We start from the raw sequence: 26,930 nt of genomic DNA, 5'->3' as shown, positions 1-26,930 counted from the left end.
AATGCGTTGTTCACGCCAGTAACGGCCCTCGCGGCCACTTACTGGACCGATCATGCAAACCCTACCAGACCCCACGTTTTCGATTGCAGTGCGGCGCGCCCGGGCGTGTACCGGAGCACGACCATGAGCCGCGCTCCGATTTGCGTGCCATGCCGGCTCGCAGCCATTGCGGCCGTAGTGGGCTGCGTGGGCGCCGCGTTCGCGTGGACTGCGGGCTGGCTCACGCCGAAGCGCCTGAGCGCGCCCCATATCGTCAATACGTTCGAATCGAATTACGGCGTGCATGCTGGCTATCGGCGCAATCACGCCAAGGGCCTCTGCGTGGAAGGCTGGTTCGACAGCAACGGCAACGCCGCGCGCGTCTCGCGGGCGGCGGTGTTCGCGCCGGGACGCACGCCCGTAATCGGACGCTTCGCCATTCCCGGCAGCAATCCCGCCGCGCCGGACGCGAGCACGCCCGTGCGCAGCATGGCGCTGCTCTTCCAGTTGCAGGACGGCGAGCAGTGGCGCACTGGCATGAATTCGACGCCGGTCTTCGTCGTTCGCACGCCGAATCAATTTTATGCGCAGCTCGTGGCGTCGAAACCTGATCCCGCCACCAGCAAACCCGATCCCGCCAGGCTCGACGCCTTCTTCCAGGCGAACCCGGAAACACTGCCATTTCGCAACTGGGTGAAGGCGCATGCGCCGTCCTCCAGTTTCGCGAACACGGGGTTCTACAGCATCAACGCCTTCATCGCGACCGACGCTGCGGGCCACACGCACGCCGTTCGCTGGCAGACCGTGCCCGAAACCGCCTATGCGCCCGAAACGGCCGCCCAAAAAGCCGATCCCAACTTCCTCGCCGATGATCTCGACGCGCGCCTCGAAGCCGGCCCTTTGCGCTGGCACCTCGTGCTCACGGTCGCCGCACCGGGGGACCCCACTAACGACGCCACGCAGCAATGGCCCGCGAATCGCGAGCAGATCGACGCCGGCACGCTCGTCCTGCGACGCGCCGAACCGCAAAGCGACGGGATGTGCCGCGACGTGAACTACGATCCCACCATCTTGCCCGACGGCCTGAAGCCTTCCAACGACCCTTTGCTCGCCGCCCGCTCGGCGGCCTATTCCGTTTCGTTCAATCGGCGCACGCGCGAGCAGGCAGCGCTCGCGCAATCGCATGGAGACGCACAGCCATGAAGCAACCGGCCCAACACTTCAGCGCGCTTCAGCGCCTCATGCATTGGTCGATGGCAGTCCTGATCGTCGCGATGCTGTTCGTCGGCGTGGGCATGGTCTCGACGGTCTCGAGTTTGCATGACAGCCTGCTCGCGCTCCACCGGCCGCTCGGCATCGCGCTCTTCGTGCTCGTAGTCCTGCGCCTCGCCGTGCGGCTCAAGCGCGGCGCGCCGCCCCTGCCCGCTGATCTGCCCATGTGGCAACGCCTCCCCGCGCATGCCTCGCACCTCGTGCTCTACGCGTTGATGATCGCGATGCCGCTGATCGGCTGGTCGATGCTTTCCGCTGGCGGCTATCCCGTCGTGCTTTTCGGCGGCGTGCACCTGCCGCCCATCGCGCCGCACGACGTCGCGCTCTATGCGTGGCTGCGCGCGGCGCATACGTGGCTTGCGCTGGCGCTTTACGCGACCGTGCTGCTGCATCTGGCCGCCGCGCTCTTTCACGCCCTCATTCGCCGTGACGGCGTGCTCGCGAGCATGGTGCGCGGTTGACTCGAGGTTCCCTTGCGCAGCAGGCGCGCGGGGACCCCGGTTGCCCGTCAAACATGCGCGTCGCGTTCCGACTATGGCGCTGCTGCGCCGACACGATGGCTCATTACGTCGCCCTGCTCATGCGCGCCGGCGCCGTGATTTCGATGCGGCTCTGCTATCGCGAGCCGGCCGTGCGCGAACAGGCTTCGGGCGAGCCTTCTTGAGCCAGCCTGCACCACCCGACGCCGGCTAGCCCGGCGTCGACGTGCGCCAGCCGAGGCCAAGGCTCTTCTGCAACGACACGAAGTCCTTCAGCAAGTCGGCCTGACCCGACACCACATTCTGTTGCGCGAGGAATTCTGCACGCTGCGTATCGAGCAGATCGACGAGGCTCGACGTACCCGCGCGATAGCGCTGCCGCATGAGCACTGCTGAACGCCCGGCGGACGTCTGCGCTTTCTGCAGCGTCACCAGATGCTCGCGCTGATAGCCATAGCGCGAGAGCGCCGCGTTCGCGTCCTGCAGCGCCGCGAGCACGGTCTTTTCGTAGCGTGCCTCGGCTTCGTCGCGCGCGGCCTCGGCGCCGTGCACCGCCCCCAGCGTGCGGCCGAAGTCGAATACGTTCCACTGCAGATACGGCACGCCCACCCAGCTGAAATTGCTCTTACGGAACAGGTGCCCCGGCTCCGCTGCCGAAAACCCGAGATCGCCGAACAACGTGAGCTTGGGCAGGAAGTCCGCAACATGCTCGCCAATCTGCGCGTTGCTCGATGCGAGACGCCGCTCCGCCGCGCGAATGTCGGGGCGCTGCGCGAGCATCGTGGTGGGGTCGCTCACGGGCACGCTTGCCGGTAGCGCGGGCAGCGGCTGCGCCGTCGCCAGCTCCGCGTCGAGCGCGCCCGGCGCCTTGCCTGTGAGCACCGCGAGCTGGTCCAGCGATATCTCCACTTGCGCCGCGAGCGGCGTGATCGTGGAGCGCGTATTTTCCACCTGCGTGGTGAGCCGCTCCACGTCCACCTCGGCCGCGGTGCCGCGCGCGCGGCGCTGCTCGGTGAGCGTCAGCATCTGCTGCTGCAGCTCCGCCGTGCGCTGCGCGATGGCAAGGCGCTGCTGCTCGTCGCGCAGGTCGATGTAGGCCTGCGCCACTTCGGCCGCGAGCGATACCTGGGCGTCCGCGAGATCGGCGCCCACGGCTTGCGTCTCGTCGCTTGCCGCCTCGATGGCGCGGCGCGTACCGCCAAACAGGTCGATTTCCCATGAGGCATCGAAACCCGCCGTGTAGAACGTGACCGGACCGCCGCCCGAGGAGCTGCTCTGGCCGCTGTTGCCGCTCGACGATGAGAAGCTGCCCAAGTTCGGCTCACGCATGCGGATCGCTGCGGCGCTCGCGCCAATCTTCGGCAGCTCGGCGGCGCTCTGCTGCTGCAATTGCGCACGCGATTCGCGCAGCCGAGCCTGCGCGGCGCGCAGGTCGGGATTGTGGGCGAGCGCCGCCTCGATCAGCGCGTTCAGTTGCGGATCGCTCAATGCGAGCCACCATGGGCTCGGGGCATGCGCGGGCGTCACGCCCTGCGCCGGCGTGCGCACGAACGAGGCGGCACTCGCCGCTTCGGGCGCGACGGCCGGTGCGCCGCGATAGTCGGGCCCCACCGTGCAGGCAGTCAGCACACAGGCTGCCGCGAGCGCGCTCAGCGCGGCAAATGGGAATCGGGAGTAACGGATTGCCGTCATGAGTCAGGGATCGATTTCAGTGGCCTGTAGTGGCCTTCAGTGGCGTTCAGTGGCCGGCAGACGACGCCTGCGCGCCGGGCTGCGGCTTCTTGAGCAGGAGCGCGAGCGGCACGCACGCCGCCAGCGCAATGCCGAGCAGCCAGAATGTTTCGGAGTACGTGATGACCATCGCTTGCTGCTGGATCTGCTCGGCAATCTGGCCGAGCGAGCGCATCTGCGAATACGCCATGTCGCCCGTTTGTGCGAACCAGTTGGCAGCGCCCCCCGCCACGCGCTCCTGCCCGATCAGCGAATTGGCGCTGATCGATTCGCGCAGCACCGCCGTGTGGAACGCTTCGCGCCGGTCGATGACCGTGCCGATGATCGCAAGCCCGACCGAGCCGCCCAGGTTACGCGCCATGTTGTAGAGCCCTGCCGCGTCGCCCGAGTCCTCGCGCGAGACGGCCGCCATCGAGGCCTGATTGAGCGGCATCATCGCCAGCATTTGCGCCACGCCGCGAACGAGCTGCGACCAGACGAAATCGTGGCCCACGCTCTGCGCGGTGAGCGAGATGTCGAGCATGCAGCTCAGCGTGAACAGCAGCAGCCCTGTGACGACCAGCACGCGAAAATCCATCTTGCCGAGCAGGCGCGGCAGCACCGGCATCACGATGAACGCGGGCACCCCCGAGAGCAGCATGATCGAGCCCGACTGCTGGGCGTTATATCCGGCAACCAGGCTCAGGAACTGCGGCAGCAGATACGAAATGCCGTAAAGCCCCGCGCCCACCGCGAACACGATGACGATCACGCTCGCATAGCGCGGATTGCGCATGAGCGAGAGGCGCAGGATGGGCTTTTTCGCGGTGATCTGCGAAAGCGCGATGAGCGCCATGCCCGCGAGCGAGACCCACGTGAGCATGACGATATAGCTCGACTCGAACCAGCGTTCGCGCTGCCCCTCCTCGAGCACGACAGTGAGCGAGCTCAGACCCACCGCCAGCCCCGCGATGCCGAGCCAGTCGGCCTTGAGGAATGCTTCCCAGTGCGGCCGATCGGGTTCGAGCCCGACCACGAGCAGCGTGATCAGTGCGAGGCACACCGGCAGGTTGATGAAGAAGCACCAGCTCCAGCTGATGTTCTCCGCGAGCCAGCCGCCCACCACAGGCCCGAGCAGCGGGCCGAGCAGCACGATCAGACCGAACACGGTCATGCCCACCGGCAACTGCGAAAGCGGCAGCCGCGTGCGGATGATGGTCTGGCCGGTGGGAATCATCGCGCCACCCGTGAAGCCCTGGCCGATGCGACCGGCAATCATCACACCGAGCGTATTCGACCAGCCGCACATCATCGAAAAGCCGATGAAAAGCGCCGAATTCGCGAGCAGAAAATTTCGTAGTCCGAATACTCTCGTGAGCCACGCGGCAAGCGGAATCATCACGATCTCGGACATCAGATAGCCCGTGGAGATCCACGTGCCCTCGGTGCCCGTCGCGCCGATTTCGCCCTGGATTTGCGGCAGCGCCGAATTCGTGATCGAGATGTCGAGCGTCGCCATCAACGCGCCGAGCGCACCCGCTGCAACGGCCACCCAGTCGGCCGCGCTCGCGCGCTCGCCATGCGCATGCCGCGCCGCTGCCTCAGCCACGGTGGTTCTCTTGATCGATGCGGCGGTCGTCCTCGCGTGCCGAGCGCGTGTCGACATCGACCGTCACCGATATGCCCGGCAGCAGCACGCTGCGTGTCTCGGGCCCGGTATCGAGGCGAATGCGCACCGGCACGCGCTGCACGATCTTCGTGAAGTTGCCGGTGGCGTTTTCGGGCGGCAACAGCGCGAACTGCGCGCCGGTGCCCGGCGAGAAACTGTCCACCACGCCATGCAGCGTGTGGCCGGGCAGCGCGTCGACGTGCAGATCCACGGGCTGGCCCGCGCGCATGCGGCCGATCTGCGTCTCCTTGAAGTTCGCCGTGAGGTAGGTGCTCTGCACCGGCACGACCGTCAGCATGCGCGTGCCAGGCTGCACGTACTGGCCCACGCGCACGGTGCGGTCGCCCACGCGGCCCGCCAGCGCGCTCTTCACCACGGTGTTGTCGAGATCGAGCTGCGACTGCGCCGCGTTTGCGCGCGCCGCCTCCAACTGGGCGCGCGCCTGCGAGAGCTGTGCCTCGAGCGCGGCGATCTGCGAGCGCGCGGCGGTCACGGCAGCGGCGTTCGCGGCGAGCGTGGCCTGCGCCTGGTCACGGTTGCTCTTGAGCTCGGCAAGGCGCTCGGTCGTTTCCGCGCCCGTGGCGGCGAGCGGTGCATAGCGAGCCACCTCGTCGCGCGCGTGACGCAGGCTCACCTGCGCCACTTCCTGCTGCGCCTGCGCCTGCGCGACGTTCGCGCGCTGCTGCTCGATCTGGGCCTGGGCGTGCTCGATGTCGGCGGTGCGCGCGTCGATGGTCGCGCGCGCCTGGTCGAGCGCCACCTGGTACTGCCGCGCGTCGAGCTTCACGAGCGGTTCGCCCACCTTCACGGCCTGGTTGTCGGCCACGTACACATCCGTCACGTAGCCGCTCACCTTCGGGGCGATCGTCACGCTATCGGCCTGCAGATAGGCGTCGTCGGTGGATTCGATAAAACGGCCGACGAGCCACCAGCGGCCGAGCCAGACCGCCACGACGACCAGCGCCGCAAAGCCCAGCAAGACAAGGATTGTTCTTTTCGCACCGCGCCGCGCGGGCGCAGCGGCGGCGTCCGGCAACTCGCGTCCGGGCGCGCCTGCAGTCGTAGACATGTCGTTGTGTCTCAATTTATTCCAGTTGGCAAAATTATTCCATCCGGAAAAATTGTGTCAAGTGCTATATTTCGAGAGAGCGACGAAAGGAAATGCATGAGCGAAGGAAAACGACTGCGGCGCCCGGTCGATGGAGGCTACGCGCGCGGCGACGAAACGCGCCGCAAGATCATCGAGGCGGCCATCAGCCTGTTCGGGCAGCATGGCTTCGACGGCGCGTCCACGCGGGACATCGCCGCGCACGCGGGCGTCAACGCCCCGGCGCTGCAGTACTACTTCGAAAACAAGGAAGGGCTTTATCGCGCCTGCGCGGAGTCGATCGCCGACGAGTCGTGGCGGGCGTTCGAACCGACCGTGTTGCGCGCACGCGAAGCGCTCGCGCGCGACGCCCGCACCGATGTACTGATCGACGCGTTCATCGACATTCAGGCGGCCGTGGCCGATCGCACCTACGTCAAGCAGCGCGAACCGGACCAGCGCCTCTTTTTCGCGCGCGAGCAAGGCGGCAACGAGCCCGAGATCGGCTCGGAGATCCTGCGCGAGCGCGTACGCACGCCGCTAAACGAAGTGAACGTGGCATTGCTCGAGCGCATCACAGGCGTGCCGGCGCACGACCCGCTCACCATCGTGCGGATGTTCAGCCTGTACGGGCAGTTTCTACTGTTCTACATTGCGCGGCGCTCGACGCTCGCGATGCTCGATTGGGACGACATCGACGCCGAAAAGGCCGAATTCCTCAAGTCGAACATCGCGGAGCAAACGCGCGTGCTGCTGGAGCACTGGAATCGCGAGCGGGAAAAGCGGAATCGCTGAAGATAACTAAGCATTGTTCACGCAGGCGGCGCAACTACGCTCGCCTGCCTTGGCGCACGCTGCCACACCGGCTCGCGCTAGCAGCAAAAGCGCTGCGCGCCACGGCGCAGCGTGCTAACGTTCGATGTTCTTCCCCAGCCCGGAACCGCCGCCATGTCTCCCCTCGCCGCTGTCGCCAGCATTCTCCTCGCCATTCTGCTCGGGGCCATGAGCCCCGGCCCGAGCTTCGTGCTCGTTGCGCGCAATTCGATCGGCCTCTCACGTCGCGATGGCGTCGCCACCGCGCTTGGGATGGGCACCGGTGCGATCTGCTTTGCCGGCATCGCGCTCGCCGGGCTCTATACGCTGCTCGCCACCGTCGCGTGGCTCTACGCAGCGCTGAAAATTGCAGGCGGCGCCTATCTGCTCTATATCGCTTCGCGCATCTGGCGCGGCGCGGGTTCGCCGGTTGCGGTGAGCAAAACGGCCGCGCCCGGCGAGCGCTCCGGCAAGTCGTACTGGAGCGGCCTCACCACCCAGTTGAGCAACCCGAAAACGGCCATCGCCTATGGCGGTATCTTCGTTGCGCTGCTGCCGCAGCATCCGCCCGTCTGGTGTTATTTCGCGCTGCCGCCGCTCGTCTTCATGATCGAAACCGGCTGGTATACGGTGGTGGCGCTGTGCTTTTCGAGCCAGCGTCCGCGTGACCTCTATCTGCGCGCCAAAGGCTGGATCGACCGCGTCGCGGCCGGCGCCATTGCCGCGCTCGGGTTGCGCCTCATCTTCAGCGCGGGACAGCGCGGCATCTGATGGCGCTGCGGGGCGCGAGACGCGTTGCCGGGCAGCATGCCCAGCCTACGCGGCTTCACTTGCGCACTCCGCCAGACGTTCGCGCATCGCATCGACGAACACCCGCACCTTCGGCAAGAGCTGGCGCTTCGTCGGGTACACCGCCCAGATTTCCAGGCTCCTCGGACTCGCGTCTTCGAGTTCGACCTGCACGAGCTTGCCGGATGCGATATCGGCGTCTGCATGCCACGTCGAGAGGACGGCGAGCCCTGCTCCGGCCACGCACGCATCGAAAACGCCATCGATGCTGCTGACCGTCACGCGGCCGGAAATGCGGACCGCACGTTCCTCGCCGCCGACGTTGAACTGCCAGTGCAATGTGCCGGTTGGCGCGATGCAATCGTGCCCGGCCAGATCGTCGAGGCGGCGGGGGCTGCCATGCCGGGAAAGATACTGCGGGGAAGCGCAGAGGATCCGCCTGTTGACGCCAAGCGAAGTCGCGACGAGATTCGAATCTCTTAGTTCGCCGATACGAATCGCCACGTCCACCCCCGTCGAAACGATGTCGACCAGCGTGTCGGTCAACAGCATGTCGACCCGCAAACCGGGGTTCTTGTCCAGCAGCGTCGTAATGAGCGGCATGATGACCGCCCGGCCGATCGAGCCGCATGCTGTCAGGCGCAACAAACCCGCCGCTCCATCCTTTGAAGGCGAAATGACGGCGCGTCCCGCTTCGGCGGCTTCGAGCATGGTGGACGCAAATGGAAGAAATGCCTGACCCTCGGCCGTCAACGACACCGAGCGCGTAGTGCGCTGCATGAGGCGCACACCCAAGCCCTCCTCCAGTGCCGCGAGTCGCCGCGTTGCGGCCATCGGTGCGATACCCATGCGTCTCGCTGCGGCCGAAAGACTGCCCGCCGTTGCCGCGTTCAAGAACACGGCAACGCCACCCAGATCGATTTTCTCGGCATCCATAGCGGTTTCCTTCGCGAATCCTGTTGGCCGTATGCTTCGACGGCATCGGGCCAATTATATCGAAAAATGATATGCAAGATGACTGCGAATCGCATCTACTCGAAAATTGATATAGTTGGTAGCCTTGCGTTTCGATACGTTCTGGAGCGCAACAATGCAGTCCGATCCGCTGTTTACCCCGTTAAAGCTCGGCGCCGTGGCCCTGAAACACCGCGTCATCATGGCCCCGATGACCCGCATGCGTTCAGCTCAACCGGGCAATGTTCCTCACGCCCTGAACGCCGAGTATTACCGGCAACGCGCGAGCGAAGGCGGGCTGCTCATCACGGAGGCGACCGATATCACCCCGCAGGCGCAGGGCTACCGGGGGACGCCTGGCCTGTACAGTGCCGAGCAGATAGCCGGATGGCGCGCGGTAACAGACGCCGTCCACGCGAAAGGCGGCTTCATCTTCAGTCAAATCTGGCACGTGGGCCGCATTTCTCACTCTTCGCTGCAACCCGGCGGAGCGTTGCCGGTCGCGCCGTCCGCTGTCCGCCCAGCCGGTGAGCACACCGACGCGTCCGGTCAGAATGTTCCTTACGAAACGCCCAGGGCGCTGGAGGAAGCAGAACTCGCCGAACTGGTCAGCGACTTCGTCACGGCGGCGCGCAACGCGCGCGAGGCGGGCTTCGACGGAGTTGAGGTCCACGGCGCGAATGGTTATCTGCTTGACCAGTTCCTGCGCAACGGCTCCAACAAACGCACAGACCGGTATGGCGGCTCGATTGAGAATCGGGCGCGTCTGCTGCTCGAAGTGGTCGACGCCGTGATCGCGGCACTCGGCGCGGAGCGGGTCGGTGTGCGGCTGTCGCCCTGGAATGGCTTCAATGACATGTCCGATAGCGACGGCGAGGCATTGTGGAATTACATCGCCGCCGAACTCGACAAGCGTGAGCTGGCCTATCTCCATGTCGTCGAACCTCGCTCGGACTTCACGACCGACTTGCCGCCCGATGCGAATGCCCGGGACGCGACGTCTCACTTCAAGTCCTTCTTCAAGGGGCCACTTATCTCGACAGGGGGATACGTGGCTGAGACGGCCCGCGCGGCAGTCGCCGCCGGGCGGGCCGATGCGATCGCTTTCGGACGCCCGTTCATCAGCAATCCTGATTTGCCTGAGCGGCTACGCATCGGGGCGGCGGTGACCCGCTATGACCGCGCCACGTTCTACGGGGGCGACCACCGTGGCTACACTGACTACGCGTCGCTGGCGGGCGAGACCAATCAGGACGTACTCGCGGCACTCCCCCGGCAATCCGCGACCGACAAAATCTTTGCATGGGTGCCTTGACAATCTACCTTCCAGTAGATACATTATGGCCCATGGAAACGAAACTGACAGTGCGGGAGCAAATCCTCGACCACGCCATCACGCTGATGATGCTGCGCGGCTACAACGGTTTTAGCTACCGTGACTTGTCGGAGCTGGTGGGTGTTAAGACGTCGAGCATCCACTATTACTTCCCGTCGAAAGACGACCTGGTGCTGGAAGCGGTGAACCAGTACAGCGACGAGGTCATGGCGGGGTTGCAGTCGATCGACGCGGCGCTGCCGGCACGCGAAAAACTCACGATCTACACGCGGTTGTTCGGCAAGACACTGGGCGATGGCGACCAGATCTGTCTATGCGGCATGCTGGCCGCCGACATCGAGTCGCTGCCGGAAAACGTGCGCCAGGCCGTGCAGGCTTTCTTCCGTGCCAACGAAAACTGGCTGGCTGCTGTGCTGGCCCAAGGCGCGAAGGAAGGCACGCTGGTCGTAAAGGGCAAGCCGGAAAGCGCGGCCCGCACGCTCTACGCGGCGTTGCAAGGCAGCGTGCTGGCAAGCCGGCTGTTTCACACGAAGTCGCGCCTCGAAGATGTGGAAGCGATGTGGCGCGTGGCCCAGTGAAACACTGAAGCCCGTAAGCTGGGGTGGCATACCACCCCATTTATTGGTCTTTATCATCTATCTTCTAATAGATAGTGAAGCCAAAAGAGGAGCATCATGAACGTGCTTGTTCGATCGAAAATCTATCTATGAATAGGTAGTGCGCGAAAGTGAGCGATCGCCAATTCGCGAGCGTTGCTTCTCTGCTGGACCTGGTGCGGGTGGCAATCCGTCCTCCCCACTAATCTCGAAGCTGTACCTGGTGGTACTTTCAACCCAACGTATTTGCTCAACAAGGAGCCTGTCATGTCGATCGAAAATGTTCTCTACCGTGCCGAAGCCAACGTCACCGGCGGCCGTGATGGCCGCGCCGTCATTCCCGCCAGCAATCTGGACCTGAAACTCACCACGCCGCGCGAACTCGGCGGCGCGGGCGGCGACGGCACGAACCCCGAGCAGCTCTTCGCCGCCGGCTACAGCGCGTGCTTCATCGGCGCGATGAAATTCGTCGCGGCGCGCGACAAGATCGCCCTCCCCGCCGACGTATCGATCACGGGCAACGTGGGCATCGGCCAGATTCCGAACGGCTTCGGCATTGAAGTCGAACTGAAGATCTCGCTGCCCGGCATGGACCGCGCGGCCGCCCAGGCGCTCGTCGACAAGGCCCACATCGTGTGCCCCTACTCGAACGCCACGCGCGGCAACATCGACGTGACGCTCACGATCGTCTAAAGCGCACGCTCCTTGCGAGCAAGCTGCTGCAATAGCGAAGGGCCGCCAATGGGCGGCCCTTCGCGCGTTGCCATCCGAAATGCTTAGCCCTGCTCATTAAACCTGCGCGTCGCGCGCGAGTCCCGCCATGAGCCCGCTTGCGCGCTGGACTTTGGCGTGCACCGCACGGTCCAGCACGGAGCGCCCCTCGGGCACGGCAAGCGTGAGAAACGACCGCGCGCGCGTAATGCCGGTGTAGACGAGTTCGCGTGTGAGAATCGGACTGTAGGTATCGGGCAGCACGAGCGCCGCGTGCGTGAATTCGGAGCCCTGCGACTTGTGGACGGTGAGCGCGTACACGGTCTCGACGCCCTGCAAGCGGCTCGGCGACACCCACTTGACGCCCCCCGAGCCATCTCCAGCCGGAAACGCCACGCGCAACACAGGGGGCTCGCCCTGCGCGACAGGCAGTTCCAGCGCGATGCCGATATCGCCATTCATGAGCCCGAGCTCGTAGTCGTTGTGCGTGACGAGAACTGGCCGGCCCTCGTACCAGTCGCCGCGCGGCTCGATGAGCCCCTCTTCGTGCAGCAGGCGAGCAACGCGCCGGTTCAAGCCTTCGACACCCCAAGGGCCGCGCCGCAGCGCGCAAAGCAACTGGAAGGCGCCATGTGCCTGGAGCACGCCGGCGGCCCAGGCCGCGAGCGCTTCCGGCGTCGCGCCCGGCTCAGGCCGGGTGGTACGCATCGTCTCCAGATAATGGCGATAGCCCAGGCGCCGCGCATGCTTGGCTCGAGACGCCCCGGGTTGCGCGAGCGCTCCCGTCTCATCGCCCACACGGCCATCGACGATGAGCGCCTTGAACGGGCCGTCATCGGCTGCGGGGCACACGAGCCGCGCGAGATCCTCGTAGCCGCGCGCCCAGATCTTCGCGACGCCCACCGCGTCGCCCGTGTTGACGAGTTCGGCCAGCGCGCCAATGCCGCTTTCCGATGCGAAACGATGGCTCTCGCGCAGCATCGCCACAGCCTGATCGAGCGGCAAGCCGTGTGCGTCGAGCATGGCCGGGGCGATGCGCTCGCCGGTGGCCGCTTCGAGCCAGGCGCGCGTCGCTTCCGTGTAGTGCCCTTCACGCGCGCGGTCGCAGAGTTCGCCCAGCACGGCCCCGGCTTCGACCGAAGCGAGCTGGTCCTTGTCACCCAGCAGGATCAGGCGCGCGGACGGCGGCAGCGCATCAAGCACGGCCGCCATCATTTCGAGGTCGACCATCGAAGCTTCGTCGATCACGAGCACGTCCACGGGCAGCGGATTCGCGGCGTCATGCCGAAAGCGCCGGCTGCCGGGCCGTGTGCCCAGCACGCGATGCAGCGTGGTCACGACGGTCGGGATCGCATTGCGCAGCGCCGCGCTGTCCACGTGCGCCTGCAGCGCTTCGAACGGCAGCCGCTCCACCGCGCCCGCAATCGACTCGTTCAGACGCGCCGCCGCCTTGCCCGTAGGCGCGGCGAGCCGAATGCGCAAAGGCCGTGCGGCAGGCGCTCCCTGCCCCGCGCGGCCGAGCGCCAATGTCTGAAGGAGTGCCAACAATCGAACGACCGTGGTCGTCTTGCCCGTGCCCGGCCCGCCCGTGACGATGCTGAATGCACTGCGCGCGGCGAGTGCGCACGCGAGCTTCTGCCAGTCGGCCGCACGCGAGCCCGGCGTGGCTTGCGCATGTTCGGCGCGCGGCGCGAACAGCGCATCGAGCGCCGCGCGCGCAACTTCCAGCGGCAGCCCCGCTTCGAGCTGCGCGGCGCGCGCGAGACGGCGTTCGATACCTTCGCGCACGTCCTGCTCATATTGCCAGTAGCGTCGTAGATAAAGCCGCGTGCCTGCGAGCATGAGCGGCGTGTTGGCCTCAGCGGCGACAGCGGCCCACGCGGGCTCATCGCCCCTCGCCTGCGCCGTCTCCTCGCTCACCAGGTCCGGCACGGCGAGCGCCGCGCGCCATTGTGCGAGCGACACCCCTGCCAGCACTTCGGCAGGCGGCTGTGCAGGTACGGCGGCCGGCATTTGCGGACCGTCCGGCGGCAACGAAAGCGCGAAGGCCGGATCGTCGAGTGTGGCCTTCAGGTCGAGGCAGACGTGCCCGCGCCCGAGCTGGTGGCTCGCCAGCGCCGCCGCCAGCAACAGGAGCGGCGGACTGTCCGGCGCCTCGGTCCACAGGAAGCGCGCAAACGCGGCGTCGAGCGTGCGCAGCCAGCCGCGCTCGACCCAGTTGTCGAGCACGGCGAGCATCTGCGGCGCGGAATTTCGCGCTGCATGTTGCGTGGATGCCGACGTGGCGGCGGGCGCGGCTGGCTCGCCGGTGTCCGGCATCTCCAGGTTCTCGAACAGATCGCCGGTGACGCCGATCGGGTCTTTCGTGCGGCGCCTCGTCATGACACGTCCTCTAGTGCGTCGCGACGCGCGAAGAGCGCGTCGAGTCGTTCGATCAACTCGCGCGGCGGCCGCTCGCAGTGCAACCCCTGCCCCGGCGCGCGGCCGCCGCGCAGGAACAGGTACACGGCGCCGCCCACATGGCGGTCGTAGTCGTAGTCGGGCAGCCGCGCCTTGAGCAGCCGGTGCAGCGCAAACAGATACAGCACGTATTGCAGCTCGTAGCGCGAATGAAGAATCTGGGCCCGCATTTTCGCGGCCGTGTACGAAGCGTCGTCGGGGCCGAGCCAGTTCGACTTGTAGTCGGCCACGTAATAGCGGCCCTCATGTTCGAACACGAGATCGATGAATCCCTTGAGCATGCCATTGAGCGTGGCGGCGTCGAGCGCGGGACGGGCAACGCCCTGCAGCGTGAATTCGGTGACGAGCGCATCGAGCTCGAGCGTATCGACGGCGTGCGCGGTGACCCAGAACTCGAGCTCGGCCATGTACGAGCCGAGCGCCGCGAACGCGACTGGCGCGACAGGCTCGCCATCGATGTCCGGCAGGCGCAGCGGCGTGCGCACGAGTTCCAGCATCCACGCCGTGAGTGTTTCGATCCAGTGCGACCAGCCGCGCACGTTGCAGCGGCGCGCGACCATATCGCGCACACGTGCTTCGTCTTGCGCAATCGTGGCGAAGCCCTCGTTGGCCGCCCATTCCATCAGTTCGTGCAGGAAGCTGCCGGCGTCCGCGCCGCGCTCGAAGCCGTGCATCGGCGCAAGCGCGGGTGCGACCAATGACTGGCCGGCGCTTGCGAATGCTTCATCATCGTCGGGCGGCACGGTCGCTTCGAGCAGTTCGAGGAAGACGTCCTCGCCGCGCGTATCGGGCGCGGTACGCGCTTCATCCGCTTCGGCGGGGACTCCCGTACCGATTGAAGATTCGACCGTCTTCAGGCTCGAATAGCTCGCGATCCACCAGCGTTCGCGTTCGCGATGCGCAAGCGTGCGCGCATGCCCGCGCACCGCGCCGGTATCGCGCAGCGCGAGCGCTTCGCGACGCGCCTCGGGAGCCGGAGCCACGGCAATGTCCGCACACGGCCCGCGCAACGAATCGAGGAATGCTTCGGTCTCCTCACCGGATACGGCAGCGCCCCCATTGAGCAGATAGCCGAACGCGCTCGCCTCCACGCCCTGAACCGGCCCGTAGCCGATCCACGTTGCGTAGCGCGCACGTGTGAGCGCGACGTAGAGCTTGCGCAGGTCTTCGCCGAGCCGTTCGCGATCGGCCTGACGCAGCACGCGCGCGTCGGCCTCGAGCGTGACGCGCAGGTCGCCCGCGTCGTCGTGCCATTTGAACGGCACGTCGTCGGGCTTCACCGCGCGATGCGCACAGGCGAACGGCAGGAATACGAGCGGATATTCGAGGCCCTTCGACTTGTGGATCGTGACCACCTGCACGAGTCCCGCATCGCTTTCCAGGCGCAACTGGCGCGCGTCGCCGCCACCACCGGCGGTTTCGTCCTCGCGCTGCTCGTCCAGGTAGCGGATCAGCGCGTGCTCGCCGTCGAGCTGCGTGCTCGCCTGCTGCAGCAGCTCAGCGAGATGCAGCAGGTTCGTGAGCGCGCGCTCGCCGTTGAGCCCCGCGCCCGCCGCCTCGCCGAGCAAGCGCCGCGGCACGTGAAAGTCGTTGAAGAGACGGCGCAGCATCGGCAGCACGCCCTTCTTGCGCCAGCACTCGCGGTACTCGCGGAACTGCAGCACGCGCGCCTCCCACGCAATTTCGTCGCGGCCGAGCAGGTCGAGTTCGGCCCATTCGAGGCCGAGCGTCGAAGTGGCGAGCGCCGTGCGCACGAGGCGACCGTCGTCGGGCTCCGCGCAGGCCGCGAGCCAGTAGCGCAGCTCTTCGGCTTGCGGCGTCTGGTACACCGAGTCGCGATCGGAGAGATAGACGCTGCGCACGCCGCGCGCGGCCAGCGCCTCGCGTATCGCTCGCGCCTCGTCGCGGTTGTTCACGAGCACCGCCATATCGGCGGGCTGCAGCGGCCGCATGCCACGCTCGCCCTCGAAACCCGCCGCGTTTTCCTGGCCCAGGTTGAGCAGGTGCACCATCTCGGTCGCACAACTCGCAGCCATGCCCGCGAGATACGCCCCCTTGCTGAGCGGCTTGCCATCGGCCGCGGGCGGCATCCACCACACGTTGAGCGCGGGCAGCGCTGCGCCGTCTGCGAGCAGCCGCTCGGGCCGGCCGTGAGCGTCGGCGGCGACGAACGGCAAAGCGTTCTCGCAGCCATCAGGACTGCGAAACAGAAACGCGCCGCTGCCCTCGGGGCGCGACTCGGCGGCCTCGAAGCAGCGGTTCACCGCATCGACCATCGCGCGCGTCGAGCGGAAATTCTTCTTGAGCGTATAGAGCCGCCCCTCGCATGCACGGCGCGCCCGCAGGTAGGTGTAGATGTCCGCTCCGCGGAACGCATAGATGGCCTGCTTGGGGTCGCCGATCAAGACGATTGCCGTCTCGGTGTCGTGCGCGGCGATACGGTAGACCGCATCGAAGATCTGGTACTGGACCGGGTCCGTGTCCTGGAACTCGTCGATCAACGCGACGGGGTATTGCTTGCGGATGATCTCCGCGAGGCGTGCCCCGTTCTCGCGCTGCAGCGCCGCGCGCAGGCGCGTGAGCAGGTCGTCGAAGCCCATTTGCGAGCGGCGCGCCTCCTCCTCTTCGAAGCGTCGCGCCACCCAGCGCGCCGCGTGGCTCAGCAGATCCTGCTTCGCCTGCGGCGGCGAAGCCAGCGACTCGCGCAAGGTTTCCATCGCCACGAACGCCGGATGCACCGGCGGCTCGCCCTTCACCCAGATTTCCGCAAGACCGGCCGGCGTGAGACGCGTCCAGACCGCAGCCTTCTCATCGAAGCCGGGGTGCGCCGAATCGGGATCGGCCGCCCAGTCGCGCAGCTTGCCGATCCATGTTTCGCAGTGCTTCGAATTGAGCTTTCTGGCGTCGAACTGCTTCGCCGCGCGCGCTGCGTTCAGCAGCGCTTCAACTTCTTCGATCCAGGTGCGCCAGGGCGCCTTCAGCGTCTCGAGTTCGTCCTGCGCGCGCGCGCGTGCGGCGAGTAGCGCCGCCTCGGGCTCGCGTGCATCGGGCAACAGGTCGGCGTGGGCAAGCAGCCCGCGAATCGCCTTGTGCAACGCATCGGGACTCGCGAACCACGCCCTCACCTCGGCCGCGCACTGCGCGTCGAGCGGCGCGAGGAAGGTGCGCCAGTAATCGCGCACCACCTCGGCGCGCAACTCGGTCTGGTCGGTCTCCAGCGTCTGCGAAAACAGGCTGTCGCTGTCGAAGGCGTGCTCGCTCAGCATGCGATTGCACCAGCCGTGGATGGTCGAGACCGCCGCCTCGTCCATCCATTCGGCCGCGAGCTGCAGCCGGCGCGCGCATGCGGGCCACTGCTCCGGCGCATAGTCCTCGCGCAGGTCGTGCAGCAGGTCCTCTCCGCGTTCGCGATCGGGGACCTCTTCGGGCTCGGTGCGAAAGCATTCGGCCGCTTCGATGAGGCGCGCGCGAATGCGCTCGCGCAGCTCCTTCGTCGCGGCGTCGGTAAACGTCACGACGAGAATCTCGGGCGGCGTAAGCGCGCGCCCCGCCGTGAGCGCTTCTTCCGCGAAATCCGCTTCTTCGCTCGCGGCATTGAGCGCGCCGTGACCGAGCACGAGGCGCACGTACAGCATCGCGATAGTGAAGGTCTTGCCGGTGCCCGCGCTCGCTTCGATCAGGCGGCTGCCATAGAGCGGGAAGCGCAGCGGGTCGAGCACCTCGGCGTCGATAGACTCGAGCGGTTTCATGCGGTTTCTCCAGCCTCGCTCGCGGCGCGTTTCGTACGCGATGCCGCAAGCGGCGCGCGCGATACCGGCAGCAGCAGCAGCGTGGCAAGCGTGATGAAGTCGTCTTGTGCGGCAAGGGCTTCGAAGTCCGGGAACGCGCGGCGCAAATAGGCATTCGTGTCGCGCTCGCCAGGCGTGCGAGCGTTGCCCTCGTAGGCCGCGCGCGCAGCTTCCCACGCCTCGGCGGGCACTGTGGCGCGCGCGCCGTCGAAGGTGTCCGGCAGCTTGCGCAGCCACGCGAACGCGGTCTTCACCGCGAGCGGCAAGGGCCGCCGCGCGCCGTCGTCCCACGCGGCCAGCAATGCGAGCAGGTAGTCGCGCGCCACCTGCGCGTCGAGCGGCGCGAACTCCGCCATGCCCACCTTGCTCACGATCACCGTGGTCACCGCGCCCGCCGCGATCTGCGCGGCCACGTGCGCGACCCAGTACGGCACGAGACGGTCGCTGCGATAGCGGCTCTCCTTCACGAGCGTGCCCGGCTCGAGGATCACGCGGCCGAGCGTGCCATCCGGGCCCGCGCGCAGATCGTCGAGCCAGTCGTCGAGCGAAAGGAGGCGGCCGTCCAGCGTCGCATCGAGACGAATTTCGTATTGATGTTCGAGCGGATCGGGCCAGCGCGCGAGCGCCTTGCGATATTCCGCGAAGAGTTCGGGCATGGGCGCGAGCAGTTCCTCGCCGATCACTTCGCCGAAACCACCCGTCGCGAGATCGCCGCTGCGATGCATGCGCTCGAGGCGCGCGAGCGCGGCCGCTTCGAGATCATCCTCGCCGCGCTCCATCGCCATGATCTGCGCGCGAATCAGTTCGCCCTGCAACTGCCACGCCTGCAAGGCATCCACTTCGAACGGTTCGTGATTTTCACTCGCCGCGTCCGCGCTTTCGAAGGCGACGCGCAAGCGTTGCCGGAAGAAGCTGCGCACCGGCTCGCGCAGGAATTCGCCGAGTTCGCGAATCGAAAGCGGCTCGTCGCGCTCGGACGCGGGCAATACCTCCGCGTTACCCTCGCCGGCTGCGTGCAACGCGGACCGGCTCTCAGCCGGCCGCACCTCAGCCGGCCGCACCCATTCACGCGCATACGTGTAGAGCGTCGCCTCTTCAGGCCGTGCCGGAAAGTAGTCAGGGCTGAACGGCTGCAAGCGATGCTCGATGGTCAATGCGTCGAGCAACGCATCGCCATCGCCCGCCTCCTCGCCTTCGAGCCGCCAGCCGGCCTTCAGGTGGTCGCGCAACTGCCCGACCAGCACCGAGGGCGGGCGTGGCGTGTTGTCGGTCACGCTGCGTCCGATCCACGAAACATGCAGATGGTCGCGCGCCGAGAGCAGCGCTTCGAGGAACAGGTAGCGGTCGTCCTCGCGGCGCGAGCGGTCGCCGGGGCGATAGTCGCGGCGCATGAGGTCGAAGTCGAGCGGCGTGCGGCTGCGCGGATAGTCGCCATCGTTCATGCCGAGCAGGCACACGCGGCGAAACGGAATCGCGCGCATCGGCATGAGCGTGGCGAACGTCACCGCGCCCGCGAAGAAGCGCTGCGAAAGGCCACCGCCTTCGAGCACCGCGAGCCAGTTCTCCGCGACGATGGCGAGCGGCAACGCCTCGGTGAGCGCGGCTTCGTCGCAGGCCTCGCGCCAGGTTTCGAGCGCACCGTCGAGGCGGTCTAGCGTATAGGCGTCCTCGCCGTCGTCGGCCGAAAAGAAAGTCGTCTTCAACGCGCGCAGGCGCTCACACCACGCCTCGACCGTTGCCGGCTCGCGCAGCGTGCGCCACGCGTGGTCGAGGGCGTCCACGAGCCGCGTGAGCGGGCCGAGCAGCGCCGCGTCGAGGCCGCCTATCTCGCTGTATGGCTCGATGCCGCGCCAGGCTTGCGCACGCTCGCCCGCCGCGTAGCCCAGCAGCATGCGACGCAGGCCGAAAGCCCAGCTGTTGGGCGCGTTCAGTTCGTCGGCCTGGGGCAGCCCGAGGCTCGCGCGCTGCCCCGCGTGCAGGCCCCAGCGAATATTCGCGCCGTCGATCCAGTGGCGCAATGTGGGCACGTCTTCCGCGTCGATGCCAAAGCGCGTGCGCACGGCAGGCACTTCGAGCAGGTCGAGCACGTCGCTCACCGTCACGCGCGAATACGGCAGCGAGAGCAGCATTTCGAGCGCGCCGATCAGCGGATCGAACGCGCGTTGCGCGCGATCCGCCACGCTGAACGGAATGCTGCGCGGATCGTTGGCGTCGAGCAGGCCGAACACGGCCTGGATATGCGGCGCGTAGACCTCGATGTCGGGCACCATCACGATCACGTCGCGCGGCCGCAAGGTGGGATCCGTGGCGAACGCGGCAAGCAGGCGGTCGTGCAGGATCTCGACCTCGCGCTGCGCGCTGTGCGCGACATGAAAGCGGATCGATTCGTCCTCGTGGGCGTCGATGGGCTCCCAGTGCTCGCGCGTCTCGCCGAGCGGGCGCAGGTCGCGAATGTCGTCCTGCAACTGCTGCAGCAGCGTGAACGCGTCCTCGCCGTCGAACAGATCGATACGCTGGCCGATGCGCGTGAAATGCGGCGTATAGGTTTCGCGCGCCTCGTCGCTATCGTATTCGTCGAGCAGGCCGATGAAGTCGCGGCCCTGCTTGCCCCACGCCGCCAGCAACGGCTGCGCGTGCAGATGCAGTTGCGCCTCTTCGAGTTGCGCAGGGGCACCGGCGCGGCGGCGCTGTCGCGCATGACGCGCGCGCAGCAGATCCTGATCCGCAACGATATCGGCCCAATAGTGCATGCAGGGGTTGTGCACGCACATCAGCACCTGGCACCAGCGCGCGAGCGCCGCCAGCACTTCGACCGACTGGCGCGGCAGGCTGGAAATGCCAAACACGACGAGGCGGCGCGGCAACCCCTTGGGCCGTGGGTCGCCCTCCTGCCACGCCTGCGCGCGCTGCATGAACGCCTCGTGCACGGCGGCGCGACCCGTGTCGCGCAGGCCGATGCCATTGGCGGCCTGCTCGCCCACGTCCGCCAGCAGCGCGCGCCACAGCGCCGCCTGCCAGCGCGCCTCATCGGGCAACGCGACGCGCACGTTGCGCGCATCGATCAGCACGTCCTCATGCGCGGCCCACGCGGCGAGCCAGTCCGAGCGATAGACCTGGTACTGGTCGAGCAGGTCGGCCACGCGCTGCGCGAGCTGGAAGCACTTGCGCTGGTCTTCGTCGTTGGCCATGAAGCGCTTGAGCGGCTCATAGCCCGGCTCGTCGAGCAGCGCCGGCAGCATGCGCATGAGACGCCAGACGAGACGCGACTTGTCGAACGGCGAGACCGCGGGCACGGCCTCGTTGCCGAGCACAGCGCGATATACCTGCCACAGGAAGCGCGAAGGCAGCGACATTTCGAGCGCCGCCGCGATGCCGCAGCCACCCTCTTCGGGATCGGCGGCAAACGCGAGCTTGAGCCATTGCGCGATGCCGTTGCTCTGCACGAGGAACATTTCCTTTTCGAGCGGCGCGAGCGGATTCTGGCCGATCCACTGCACGATCAGGTCGCGCATGCGCTCGGGCTGATTGCCGTGAACGAGCATCAGCCCCGTGGGTAGTTCGCGCGCGCTCAAGCGGGCCTCCGGCGCGCGGCGCACGCGTTTCGTGCGGACTGGGCAAGGAAGCGGAAAAGAAGGATTGCGGCCATGTCGCCAGTTCGTGTGTCTTGCCGGTTCGAATTGCGCGGGCGGCATTGCGCCCACGCCACGCGACAGTTTACGGCATTCAAAGCCGCGGCGAGCGGCGCATTCGCGCGCAGGGCCAGATTCTGGCCTGCGCGGCGCGCGTCGCGTTAGCCGAGGCGTGCGCCCGTCGAAGGATCGAAGAAGTGCAGGCGCGCGGGCGGCAGCTGCACGGCGAGCCGTTCGCCGGGCGCGGGCCGCGTTTCGTGCGGCAGGCGCACGACGACGTCGGCGCTGCCCCAGCGGCCGTGCGCGAGATTGTCGGCGCCGAGCAGCTCGCAGGTTTCGACTTCGAGCGCAACGGCCTCGGCCTCGCCGGCGCCCGCTTGCGCGGCGTCGCGCGTGTACATGTGCTCGGGCCGTATGCCGAGCACGCATTGCGCGCCCTTCGGCAACCAGGCCGGCGGCTCGGCCAGCGGCAGATGCGGGCCGTTGCCGGCGATTTCGAAGCGGCGCCCGTCGTCGCTCACGCGCCCGCGCAGCAGATTCATCGCGGGCGAGCCGATGAAGCTCGCCACGAACATCGAGGCCGGCCGGTCGTACACCTCGCTGGGCGTGCCGATCTGCTCGGCGCGACCGCCGTTGAGCACCATGACGCGCTGGGCGAGCGTCATCGCTTCGATCTGGTCGTGCGTCACGTAGAGGCTCGTCGTGCGCAGGCGCGCATGCAGACGCTGGATTTCAAGGCGCATCTGCACGCGCAGCTTCGCATCGAGGTTCGAGAGCGGCTCGTCGAAGAGGAATACCGAAGGCTCGCGCACGATCGCGCGTCCCATCGCCACGCGCTGGCGTTGCCCGCCCGAAAGCTCGCGCGGCTTGCGATCGAGCAGCGCGCCCAGCTCCAGGATTTCGGCGGCCGCGCTCACGCGCGCGTCGATCGCCTTGCGATCGAGCCCTTGCAGCTTGAGGCTATAGCCCATGTTGCGCGCGACCGTCATGTGCGGATAGAGCGCATAGTTCTGGAACACCATCGCGATATCGCGATCCTTCGGCTCCACGCGGTTGACCACCTTCTCGCCGATAGCGATCTCGCCCGAAGTGATGCTTTCGAGCCCGGCCACCATGCGCAACAGCGTCGATTTCCCGCAGCCCGAAGGCCCGACGAGCACCATGAACTCGCCGTCCTGAACCTGCACGTCGATGCCGTGCAAAACCTGCTGCGCGCCGTCGTACGACTTCGTCACGCCGCGTATGCTCAATGCCGCCATGCCCTCTCCCCAAAAACACGTTGCGCGCTTGCGGCCTCGTCCGCCGTCGGCTTGCCTGTGTGGATCATCGTTGCGTCCGCATCCATCGTCATTTTTCCACGTCCACGAGCCCGCGCACGAACCAGCGCTGCATGGCCAGCACCACCAGGAGCGGCGGCAACATGGCGATCATCGTCGCGCACATCACGAGATGCCACTGCGTGGCCGCATCGCCGCTCGATATCATGCTCTTGATGCCGACCACGGCGGTGGTCATCGAGGCCGTGCTCGACATGAGGATCGGCCACAGATACTGGTTCCAGCCGAAGATGAAGGTGATCACGAACAGCGACGCGATATTCGTCTTCGAAAGCGGCAACACGACGTCCCAGAAGAAACGCAACGGTCCCGCGCCGTCGATGCGCGCGGCCTCTATCAGCTCTTTGGGCAGCGTGAGAAAGAACTGGCGAAACAGGAACGTGGCCGTGGCCGAGGCGATGAGCGGCAGCGTGAGGCCCGCGTAGGTGTTGGTGAGATGCAGCGTCGCCGCAACCTGCACGGTCGGGAAGATGCGCACTTCCACGGGCAGCATGAGCGTCACGAAGATCAGCCAGAACGCGAGACGCCGGAACGGGAAGCGGAAGAACACGATCGCGTACGCCGAGATGATGGAGATCGCGATCTTGCCCACCGAGATCACCAGCGCCGTGACGACGCTGTTCAAGAGCATCGCGCCGAACGGGCTCGCCGCGCTGCCCGTGCCCACGTTCCACACGGTGGCCATGTTCGCGAACAGGTGCGTGCTGGGCACGAGCGAGAGCGGCACCGTGAAGACTTCCTTCTCGTTCATCGTGGCCGCGCAGAACGCCACGTACACCGGGAAGGCCACCACCGCCACGCCGAGCAGCAGCATGACGTGGCAGAACAGGTTGAAGTATTTGCGGTTCTCGATCATCAGTACTGCACCCTGCGTTCGATGAAGCGGAACTGGAAGATCGTGAGCGCCGTCACGATCAGCATCAGTACGACCGACTGCGCGCCCGAGCTGCCGATATCGAGGCCGCGAAAGCCTTCGTCGAAGATCTTGTACACGAGCGTGCGCGTGGCCTGGCCGGGGCCGCCGCCCGTTGCGGCGTCGATCACGGGGAACGTGTCGAAGAGCGCGTAGACCACGTTCACGACGAGCAGAAAGAAACTCGTGGGCGAGAGCAGCGGAAACGCAATGCCGAAGAAGCGCCGCACGGGCCCCGCGCCGTCGATGGCGGCGGCCTCGAACAGCGATTGCGGAATCGACTGCAGGCCCGCGTAGAAGAACAGGAAGTTGTAGCTGATCTGCTGCCACACCGAGGCGATCACGACGAGCGCCATGGCCTGGCCGGGGTTCAGCGCGTGATTCCAGACCACGCCGAAACGCGCGAGTGCGAACGTCACGAGGCCGATGCTCGGATTGAACAGAAAGCCCCACAGCACGGCGGCGATGACGGGCGCGACCGCATACGGCCAGATGAGGAACGTTTGATAGAAGCGCTTGCCGCGCGTCACGTGGTGCGCCATGGCCGCGAGCAGCAGCGAGATGGCGAGGCCGCCGAACGTCACGAGCGCCGTGAAGACGATCGTGGTCCTGACGGAGCCCAGATAGAGCGGATCGTGCAAGAGCCGCGTGAAGTTGTCGAAGCCGACGAAGACGGAAGACGTGCCGAAGGCGTCCTGGGCCTGCGTGGATTGCAACAGCGCGACGCCGGCCGGCCATAGAAAGAAGATCACGGTCACCGCGAGCTGCGGGCCGACGAGCAGATAAGGCAGCAGGCTCGCCCCAAAGCGGGAGCGTTGTTCCATCGCGTCACTCTCCTCGAATCGCGGCGTTCGGCGAGGCGCGAACACCGGTTGGCGCGGCATGATTGTCTAATGAGCCGCCTGGCCGGCGGTGCCGCGCTCGCATTCTATCCGAGACTCGTGACGCCTGGTCCCCTTTACTGAAACCTGGCGCAGGCCGCCCGCCTGCGCCTGCTCCGCTCAGGCGAGCGCGGCGGCGGCAAACTTGCCCATATCCGTGGCCGGATCGCGCAATGCGTCGACGTCTAGCTTCACGCCCTTGCCAACGAGCTTCTTGCCGCACAGGAAATCGGGCATCGAATTGACCGCGTCGACCGCGAGCAGCACGCGGTCCTTCAGGTAATACACCGCGAAGCGGCGCGCGGCCGTATCGCCCCGCACGATCGCCTCGTCATAGCCTTCGATGAGGCCCACGGTCTGCAGCTTCAGGTCGTACTGATCGGACCAGAACCACGGCGCGTCGCACGCGGGCCGTGGTTTGCCGACGATCGCCGCGGCCGCCAGCTTCGCCTGCTCCACGGCGTTGTGCACGCTTTCCAGGCGCCCCGCGCGGCCATAGTGCGTGAGCGGACGATGCGCGCAATCGCCGATCGCGAACACGTCAGGGTCGCTCGTACGCGCGTCCTCGTCGACCTCGATACCGTTCGCGCACGCAATGCCCGCCTGCCGCGCGAGCGCCTCGTTCGGCACGATGCCGATGCCGACCAGCGCGAGCGTGGCGGCCACGATCTCGCCGCCGGCGAGCTTCACCCCGGTGAACTTGCCGTCCTCGCCCACGAGCGCCTCGATCTTCGCGTTCAGGCGCAGGTCGACGCCTTGCGCGCGATGCTCGTTCGCGTAGAACGTGGAAACCGCCTCGCCCGTCACGCGGCCGAGCACGCGCGGCGCAGCCTCGAGCACCGTGACCTCGTGGCCGAGCTGGCGTGCCGCCGCGGCCGCTTCGAGGCCGATGTAGCCCGCGCCGATCACGACGAGCTTCTCGCCCGGCTTCACGCGCTCGCGCAGGACGTCCGCGTCGGCGAGCGAGCGCAGCGCGATCACGCCCGCGAGATCGTGACCCGGCACCGGCAACGCGCGCGGCGTCGAGCCGGCCGCGAGAACGAGCTTGTCGTAGTGAATGTGGCTGCCGTCGGCGAGCACGAGCGTGCGGCTCGCGCGGTCGAGCGACTGCGCGCTCGCGCCGAGCTTCAGCTCGATGCGCTGCTCGTCATAGAAGGCGCGCGGCTTGAGCCACAGGCGTTCGAGCTCGGCCTCGCCCTTCAAATAGGCCTTGCTGAGCGGCGGCCGGTGATAAGGGGGCACCGGCTCCTCGCCAACCAGCACGATGCGACCGCCGAACCCATACTGCCGCAGCAGCGCCGCGGCGTTGCCGCCCGCATGCCCCGCCCCGACGATCACCACCGTGCTGCCATCCTCTTGCATGTCCACTCCCGCTTGTTTCCCGTTCGTCGATTCATCGCGCCCAGCAACGGCGACGACCCCGGCGCACGCTACGCCGAAGAGCCGGCCGCGCCGGCCGGCGCGTCAGGAACGAGATCATCTCATGGTTCGCGCCCGCGCGCGCCGCGCTCAGTCGAAGGCCCGATCGTTCGGCGCGGCATAGAGCGCGCGCAATTGCGCGCTCATTGGGAACTGGAAATTGGCGCCCTTCGGCCGCACCGGGCTTTCGAGCCACTTCTTGTAGATCGCGTCGATTTCGCCGCTCTTCATGAGCGCCGCCAACGTGTCGTCTACGAGTTGCCGGAATTCGGGGTCACCGTTGCGCATCATGAGGGCGTATGCCTCCGACGACTGCGGCGTACCCACGATCGTCCACTCGGCAGGCTTCGCCGTGAGCGAGCGCGTGCCCGCGAGCAGCACGTCGTCCATCATGTAGGCCACAGCGCGGCCCGATTCGAGCGTCGCGCGCCCTTCTGCATAGTCCCTCGCGCTGATGATGCGCATGTTCATCTGCTTCTCCAGATTCATGCTCCGCAGGATGCGCTCGGACGTCGTGCCCTGGTTCGTGAGCACCGTCTTGCCCGCGAGATCCGCAAAGTCGTGAATGCCCGAGTCCTTGCGCGTGAGCAGCCGTGTGGCCGCGACGAAGAATGTATAGGAGAAGGCCACCTGGGCCTGGCGCGCCTTCAGGTTGGTCGTGACACCGCACTCCAGGTCCACCGTGCCGTTCTGCACGAGCGGAATGCGGTTTTGCGAAGTGACCGGAATGAAGCGCACCTGCAGGTACGGGCGATTCGTCTTCGCCCTCACCGCGTCGATCACCTTGCTGCAGATGTCCTGCGAAAAACCGATTACGTCTTTGTCACCGACCACATACGAAAACGGCACCGAAGTCTCGCGATAGCCGATTGCGATGACGTTCGCCGAGCGAATCTTTTCGAGCGTGGGCTGCGCGATCTGGGCGGCCGCCGGCTGCAGCAGCAGGAGAGCGGGCGCGAGCGCCCAGCAGGTCAGCGCCAGCAACTTCAGTCGGTTTATCAAGCGGTCCTCTTGGTCAACTTCGTCATCTTCGTCATTGTGGATTCGCCGCAGCGCGGGTCCTGGTGCGGTCGAGGCATACATATGCAGTCATCGCGACTATTCGCGC

19 protein-coding genes are annotated in these 26,930 nt (G+C 66.7%); 7 read left to right on the top strand and 12 right to left on the bottom strand.

All coding sequences use genetic code 11. The features are described 5' to 3' along the window. Positions 1-123 precede the first annotated feature (123 nt). The gene (locus VMJ11_RS15145) at positions 124-1,182 is read left to right on the top strand and encodes a catalase family peroxidase (RefSeq protein ID WP_325620206.1); all 1,059 of its coding nucleotides are present in this window, start codon (positions 124-126) and stop codon (positions 1,180-1,182) included. Next, complete coding sequence (locus VMJ11_RS15140) at positions 1,179-1,712, top strand: cytochrome b (RefSeq protein WP_325620205.1); 534 nt, start codon at positions 1,179-1,181, stop codon at positions 1,710-1,712. The genes VMJ11_RS15145 and VMJ11_RS15140 overlap by 4 nt, the downstream gene beginning before the upstream one ends. 228 nt (positions 1,713-1,940) lie before the next feature. On the opposite strand, the gene VMJ11_RS15135 is transcribed toward VMJ11_RS15140, so the two are convergent. Genes VMJ11_RS15135 through VMJ11_RS15125 form a run of 3 tightly spaced genes read right to left on the bottom strand, consistent with a single transcriptional unit; the run spans position 1,941 to position 6,178 of the window. Beyond that, on the bottom strand, positions 1,941-3,422 hold the full coding sequence (locus VMJ11_RS15135) for an efflux transporter outer membrane subunit (RefSeq protein WP_325620204.1): 1,482 nt from the start codon (positions 3,420-3,422) through the stop codon (positions 1,941-1,943). A gap of 46 nt (positions 3,423-3,468) precedes the next feature. Then, complete coding sequence (locus VMJ11_RS15130) at positions 3,469-5,049, bottom strand: MDR family MFS transporter (RefSeq protein ID WP_325620203.1); 1,581 nt, start codon at positions 5,047-5,049, stop codon at positions 3,469-3,471. After that, positions 5,042-6,178, bottom strand: coding sequence for an HlyD family secretion protein (locus VMJ11_RS15125; protein WP_325620202.1), 1,137 nt, complete (start codon positions 6,176-6,178; stop codon positions 5,042-5,044). Before VMJ11_RS15125 ends, VMJ11_RS15130 begins: the two co-directional genes overlap by 8 nt. Positions 6,179-6,274: 96 nt before the next feature. On the opposite strand from VMJ11_RS15125, the gene VMJ11_RS15120 reads away from it, so the two are divergent. Next, positions 6,275-6,991 carry a CerR family C-terminal domain-containing protein gene (locus VMJ11_RS15120; protein WP_325620201.1) on the top strand — a complete coding sequence of 239 codons (717 nt, stop codon included), beginning with the start codon at positions 6,275-6,277 and terminating at the stop codon, positions 6,989-6,991. 153 nt (positions 6,992-7,144) lie between these two features. Next, entirely contained in the window at positions 7,145-7,780 is a 636-nt protein-coding gene (locus tag VMJ11_RS15115) for a LysE family translocator (RefSeq protein ID WP_325620200.1), read from the top strand. Between the two features lie 45 nt (positions 7,781-7,825). On the opposite strand, the gene VMJ11_RS15110 is transcribed toward VMJ11_RS15115, so the two are convergent. Next, a complete protein-coding gene (locus VMJ11_RS15110) occupies positions 7,826-8,734 on the bottom strand; it encodes a LysR family transcriptional regulator (protein WP_325620199.1) in 909 nt (302 codons plus the stop codon). Between the two features lie 154 nt (positions 8,735-8,888). Between VMJ11_RS15110 and VMJ11_RS15105 the strand changes: the two genes are divergently transcribed. From VMJ11_RS15105 to VMJ11_RS15095, 3 genes are all read left to right on the top strand, one after another. Continuing rightward, positions 8,889-10,067 carry an alkene reductase gene (locus VMJ11_RS15105; protein ID WP_325620198.1) on the top strand — a complete coding sequence of 393 codons (1,179 nt, stop codon included), beginning with the start codon at positions 8,889-8,891 and terminating at the stop codon, positions 10,065-10,067. A gap of 32 nt (positions 10,068-10,099) precedes the next feature. Then, positions 10,100-10,666, top strand: coding sequence for a TetR/AcrR family transcriptional regulator (locus tag VMJ11_RS15100; protein WP_325620245.1), 567 nt, complete (start codon positions 10,100-10,102; stop codon positions 10,664-10,666). A 285-nt stretch (positions 10,667-10,951) separates the two neighbouring features. After that, on the top strand, positions 10,952-11,377 hold the full coding sequence (locus VMJ11_RS15095; RefSeq protein ID WP_325620197.1) for an organic hydroperoxide resistance protein: 426 nt from the start codon (positions 10,952-10,954) through the stop codon (positions 11,375-11,377). 96 nt (positions 11,378-11,473) lie between these two features. On the opposite strand, the gene recD is transcribed toward VMJ11_RS15095, so the two are convergent. The 8 genes from recD to VMJ11_RS15055 form a co-directional block, all read right to left on the bottom strand. Further along, positions 11,474-13,777 (bottom strand): exodeoxyribonuclease V subunit alpha, encoded by a 2,304-nt coding sequence (recD, locus tag VMJ11_RS15090; RefSeq protein WP_325620196.1) that lies wholly within the window; start codon positions 13,775-13,777, stop codon positions 11,474-11,476. Then, entirely contained in the window at positions 13,774-17,604 is a 3,831-nt protein-coding gene (gene recB / locus VMJ11_RS15085; RefSeq protein WP_325620195.1) for an exodeoxyribonuclease V subunit beta, read from the bottom strand. Before recB ends, recD begins: the two co-directional genes overlap by 4 nt. After that, positions 17,601-21,215 carry an exodeoxyribonuclease V subunit gamma gene (gene recC, locus VMJ11_RS15080; protein WP_325620194.1) on the bottom strand — a complete coding sequence of 1,205 codons (3,615 nt, stop codon included), beginning with the start codon at positions 21,213-21,215 and terminating at the stop codon, positions 17,601-17,603. Before recC ends, recB begins: the two co-directional genes overlap by 4 nt. Before the next feature lie 218 nt (positions 21,216-21,433). After that, complete coding sequence (locus tag VMJ11_RS15075) at positions 21,434-22,531, bottom strand: sn-glycerol-3-phosphate import ATP-binding protein UgpC (RefSeq protein ID WP_325620193.1); 1,098 nt, start codon at positions 22,529-22,531, stop codon at positions 21,434-21,436. An 88-nt stretch (positions 22,532-22,619) separates the two neighbouring features. After that, positions 22,620-23,465, bottom strand: coding sequence for a sn-glycerol-3-phosphate ABC transporter permease UgpE (ugpE, locus tag VMJ11_RS15070; protein WP_325620192.1), 846 nt, complete (start codon positions 23,463-23,465; stop codon positions 22,620-22,622). Continuing rightward, positions 23,465-24,346, bottom strand: a complete 882-nt coding sequence (gene ugpA, locus VMJ11_RS15065; RefSeq protein WP_325620191.1) for a sn-glycerol-3-phosphate ABC transporter permease UgpA — start codon at positions 24,344-24,346, stop codon at positions 23,465-23,467. The genes ugpE and ugpA overlap by 1 nt, the downstream gene beginning before the upstream one ends. A gap of 177 nt (positions 24,347-24,523) precedes the next feature. Continuing rightward, on the bottom strand, positions 24,524-25,765 hold the full coding sequence (locus VMJ11_RS15060; protein WP_325620190.1) for an NAD(P)/FAD-dependent oxidoreductase: 1,242 nt from the start codon (positions 25,763-25,765) through the stop codon (positions 24,524-24,526). Positions 25,766-25,912: 147 nt separating this feature from the next. Then, entirely contained in the window at positions 25,913-26,821 is a 909-nt protein-coding gene (locus tag VMJ11_RS15055) for a transporter substrate-binding domain-containing protein (RefSeq protein ID WP_414694401.1), read from the bottom strand. Positions 26,822-26,930: the final 109 nt, after the last annotated feature.

The organism is Paraburkholderia sp. (genome assembly GCF_035501035.1).
In the GTDB taxonomy this organism is placed as follows: Bacteria; Pseudomonadota; Gammaproteobacteria; order Burkholderiales; family Burkholderiaceae; genus Paraburkholderia.
The sequence above is the reverse complement of the archived record's forward strand: the minus strand, read 5'-3'. Positions and strand labels throughout refer to the sequence as shown.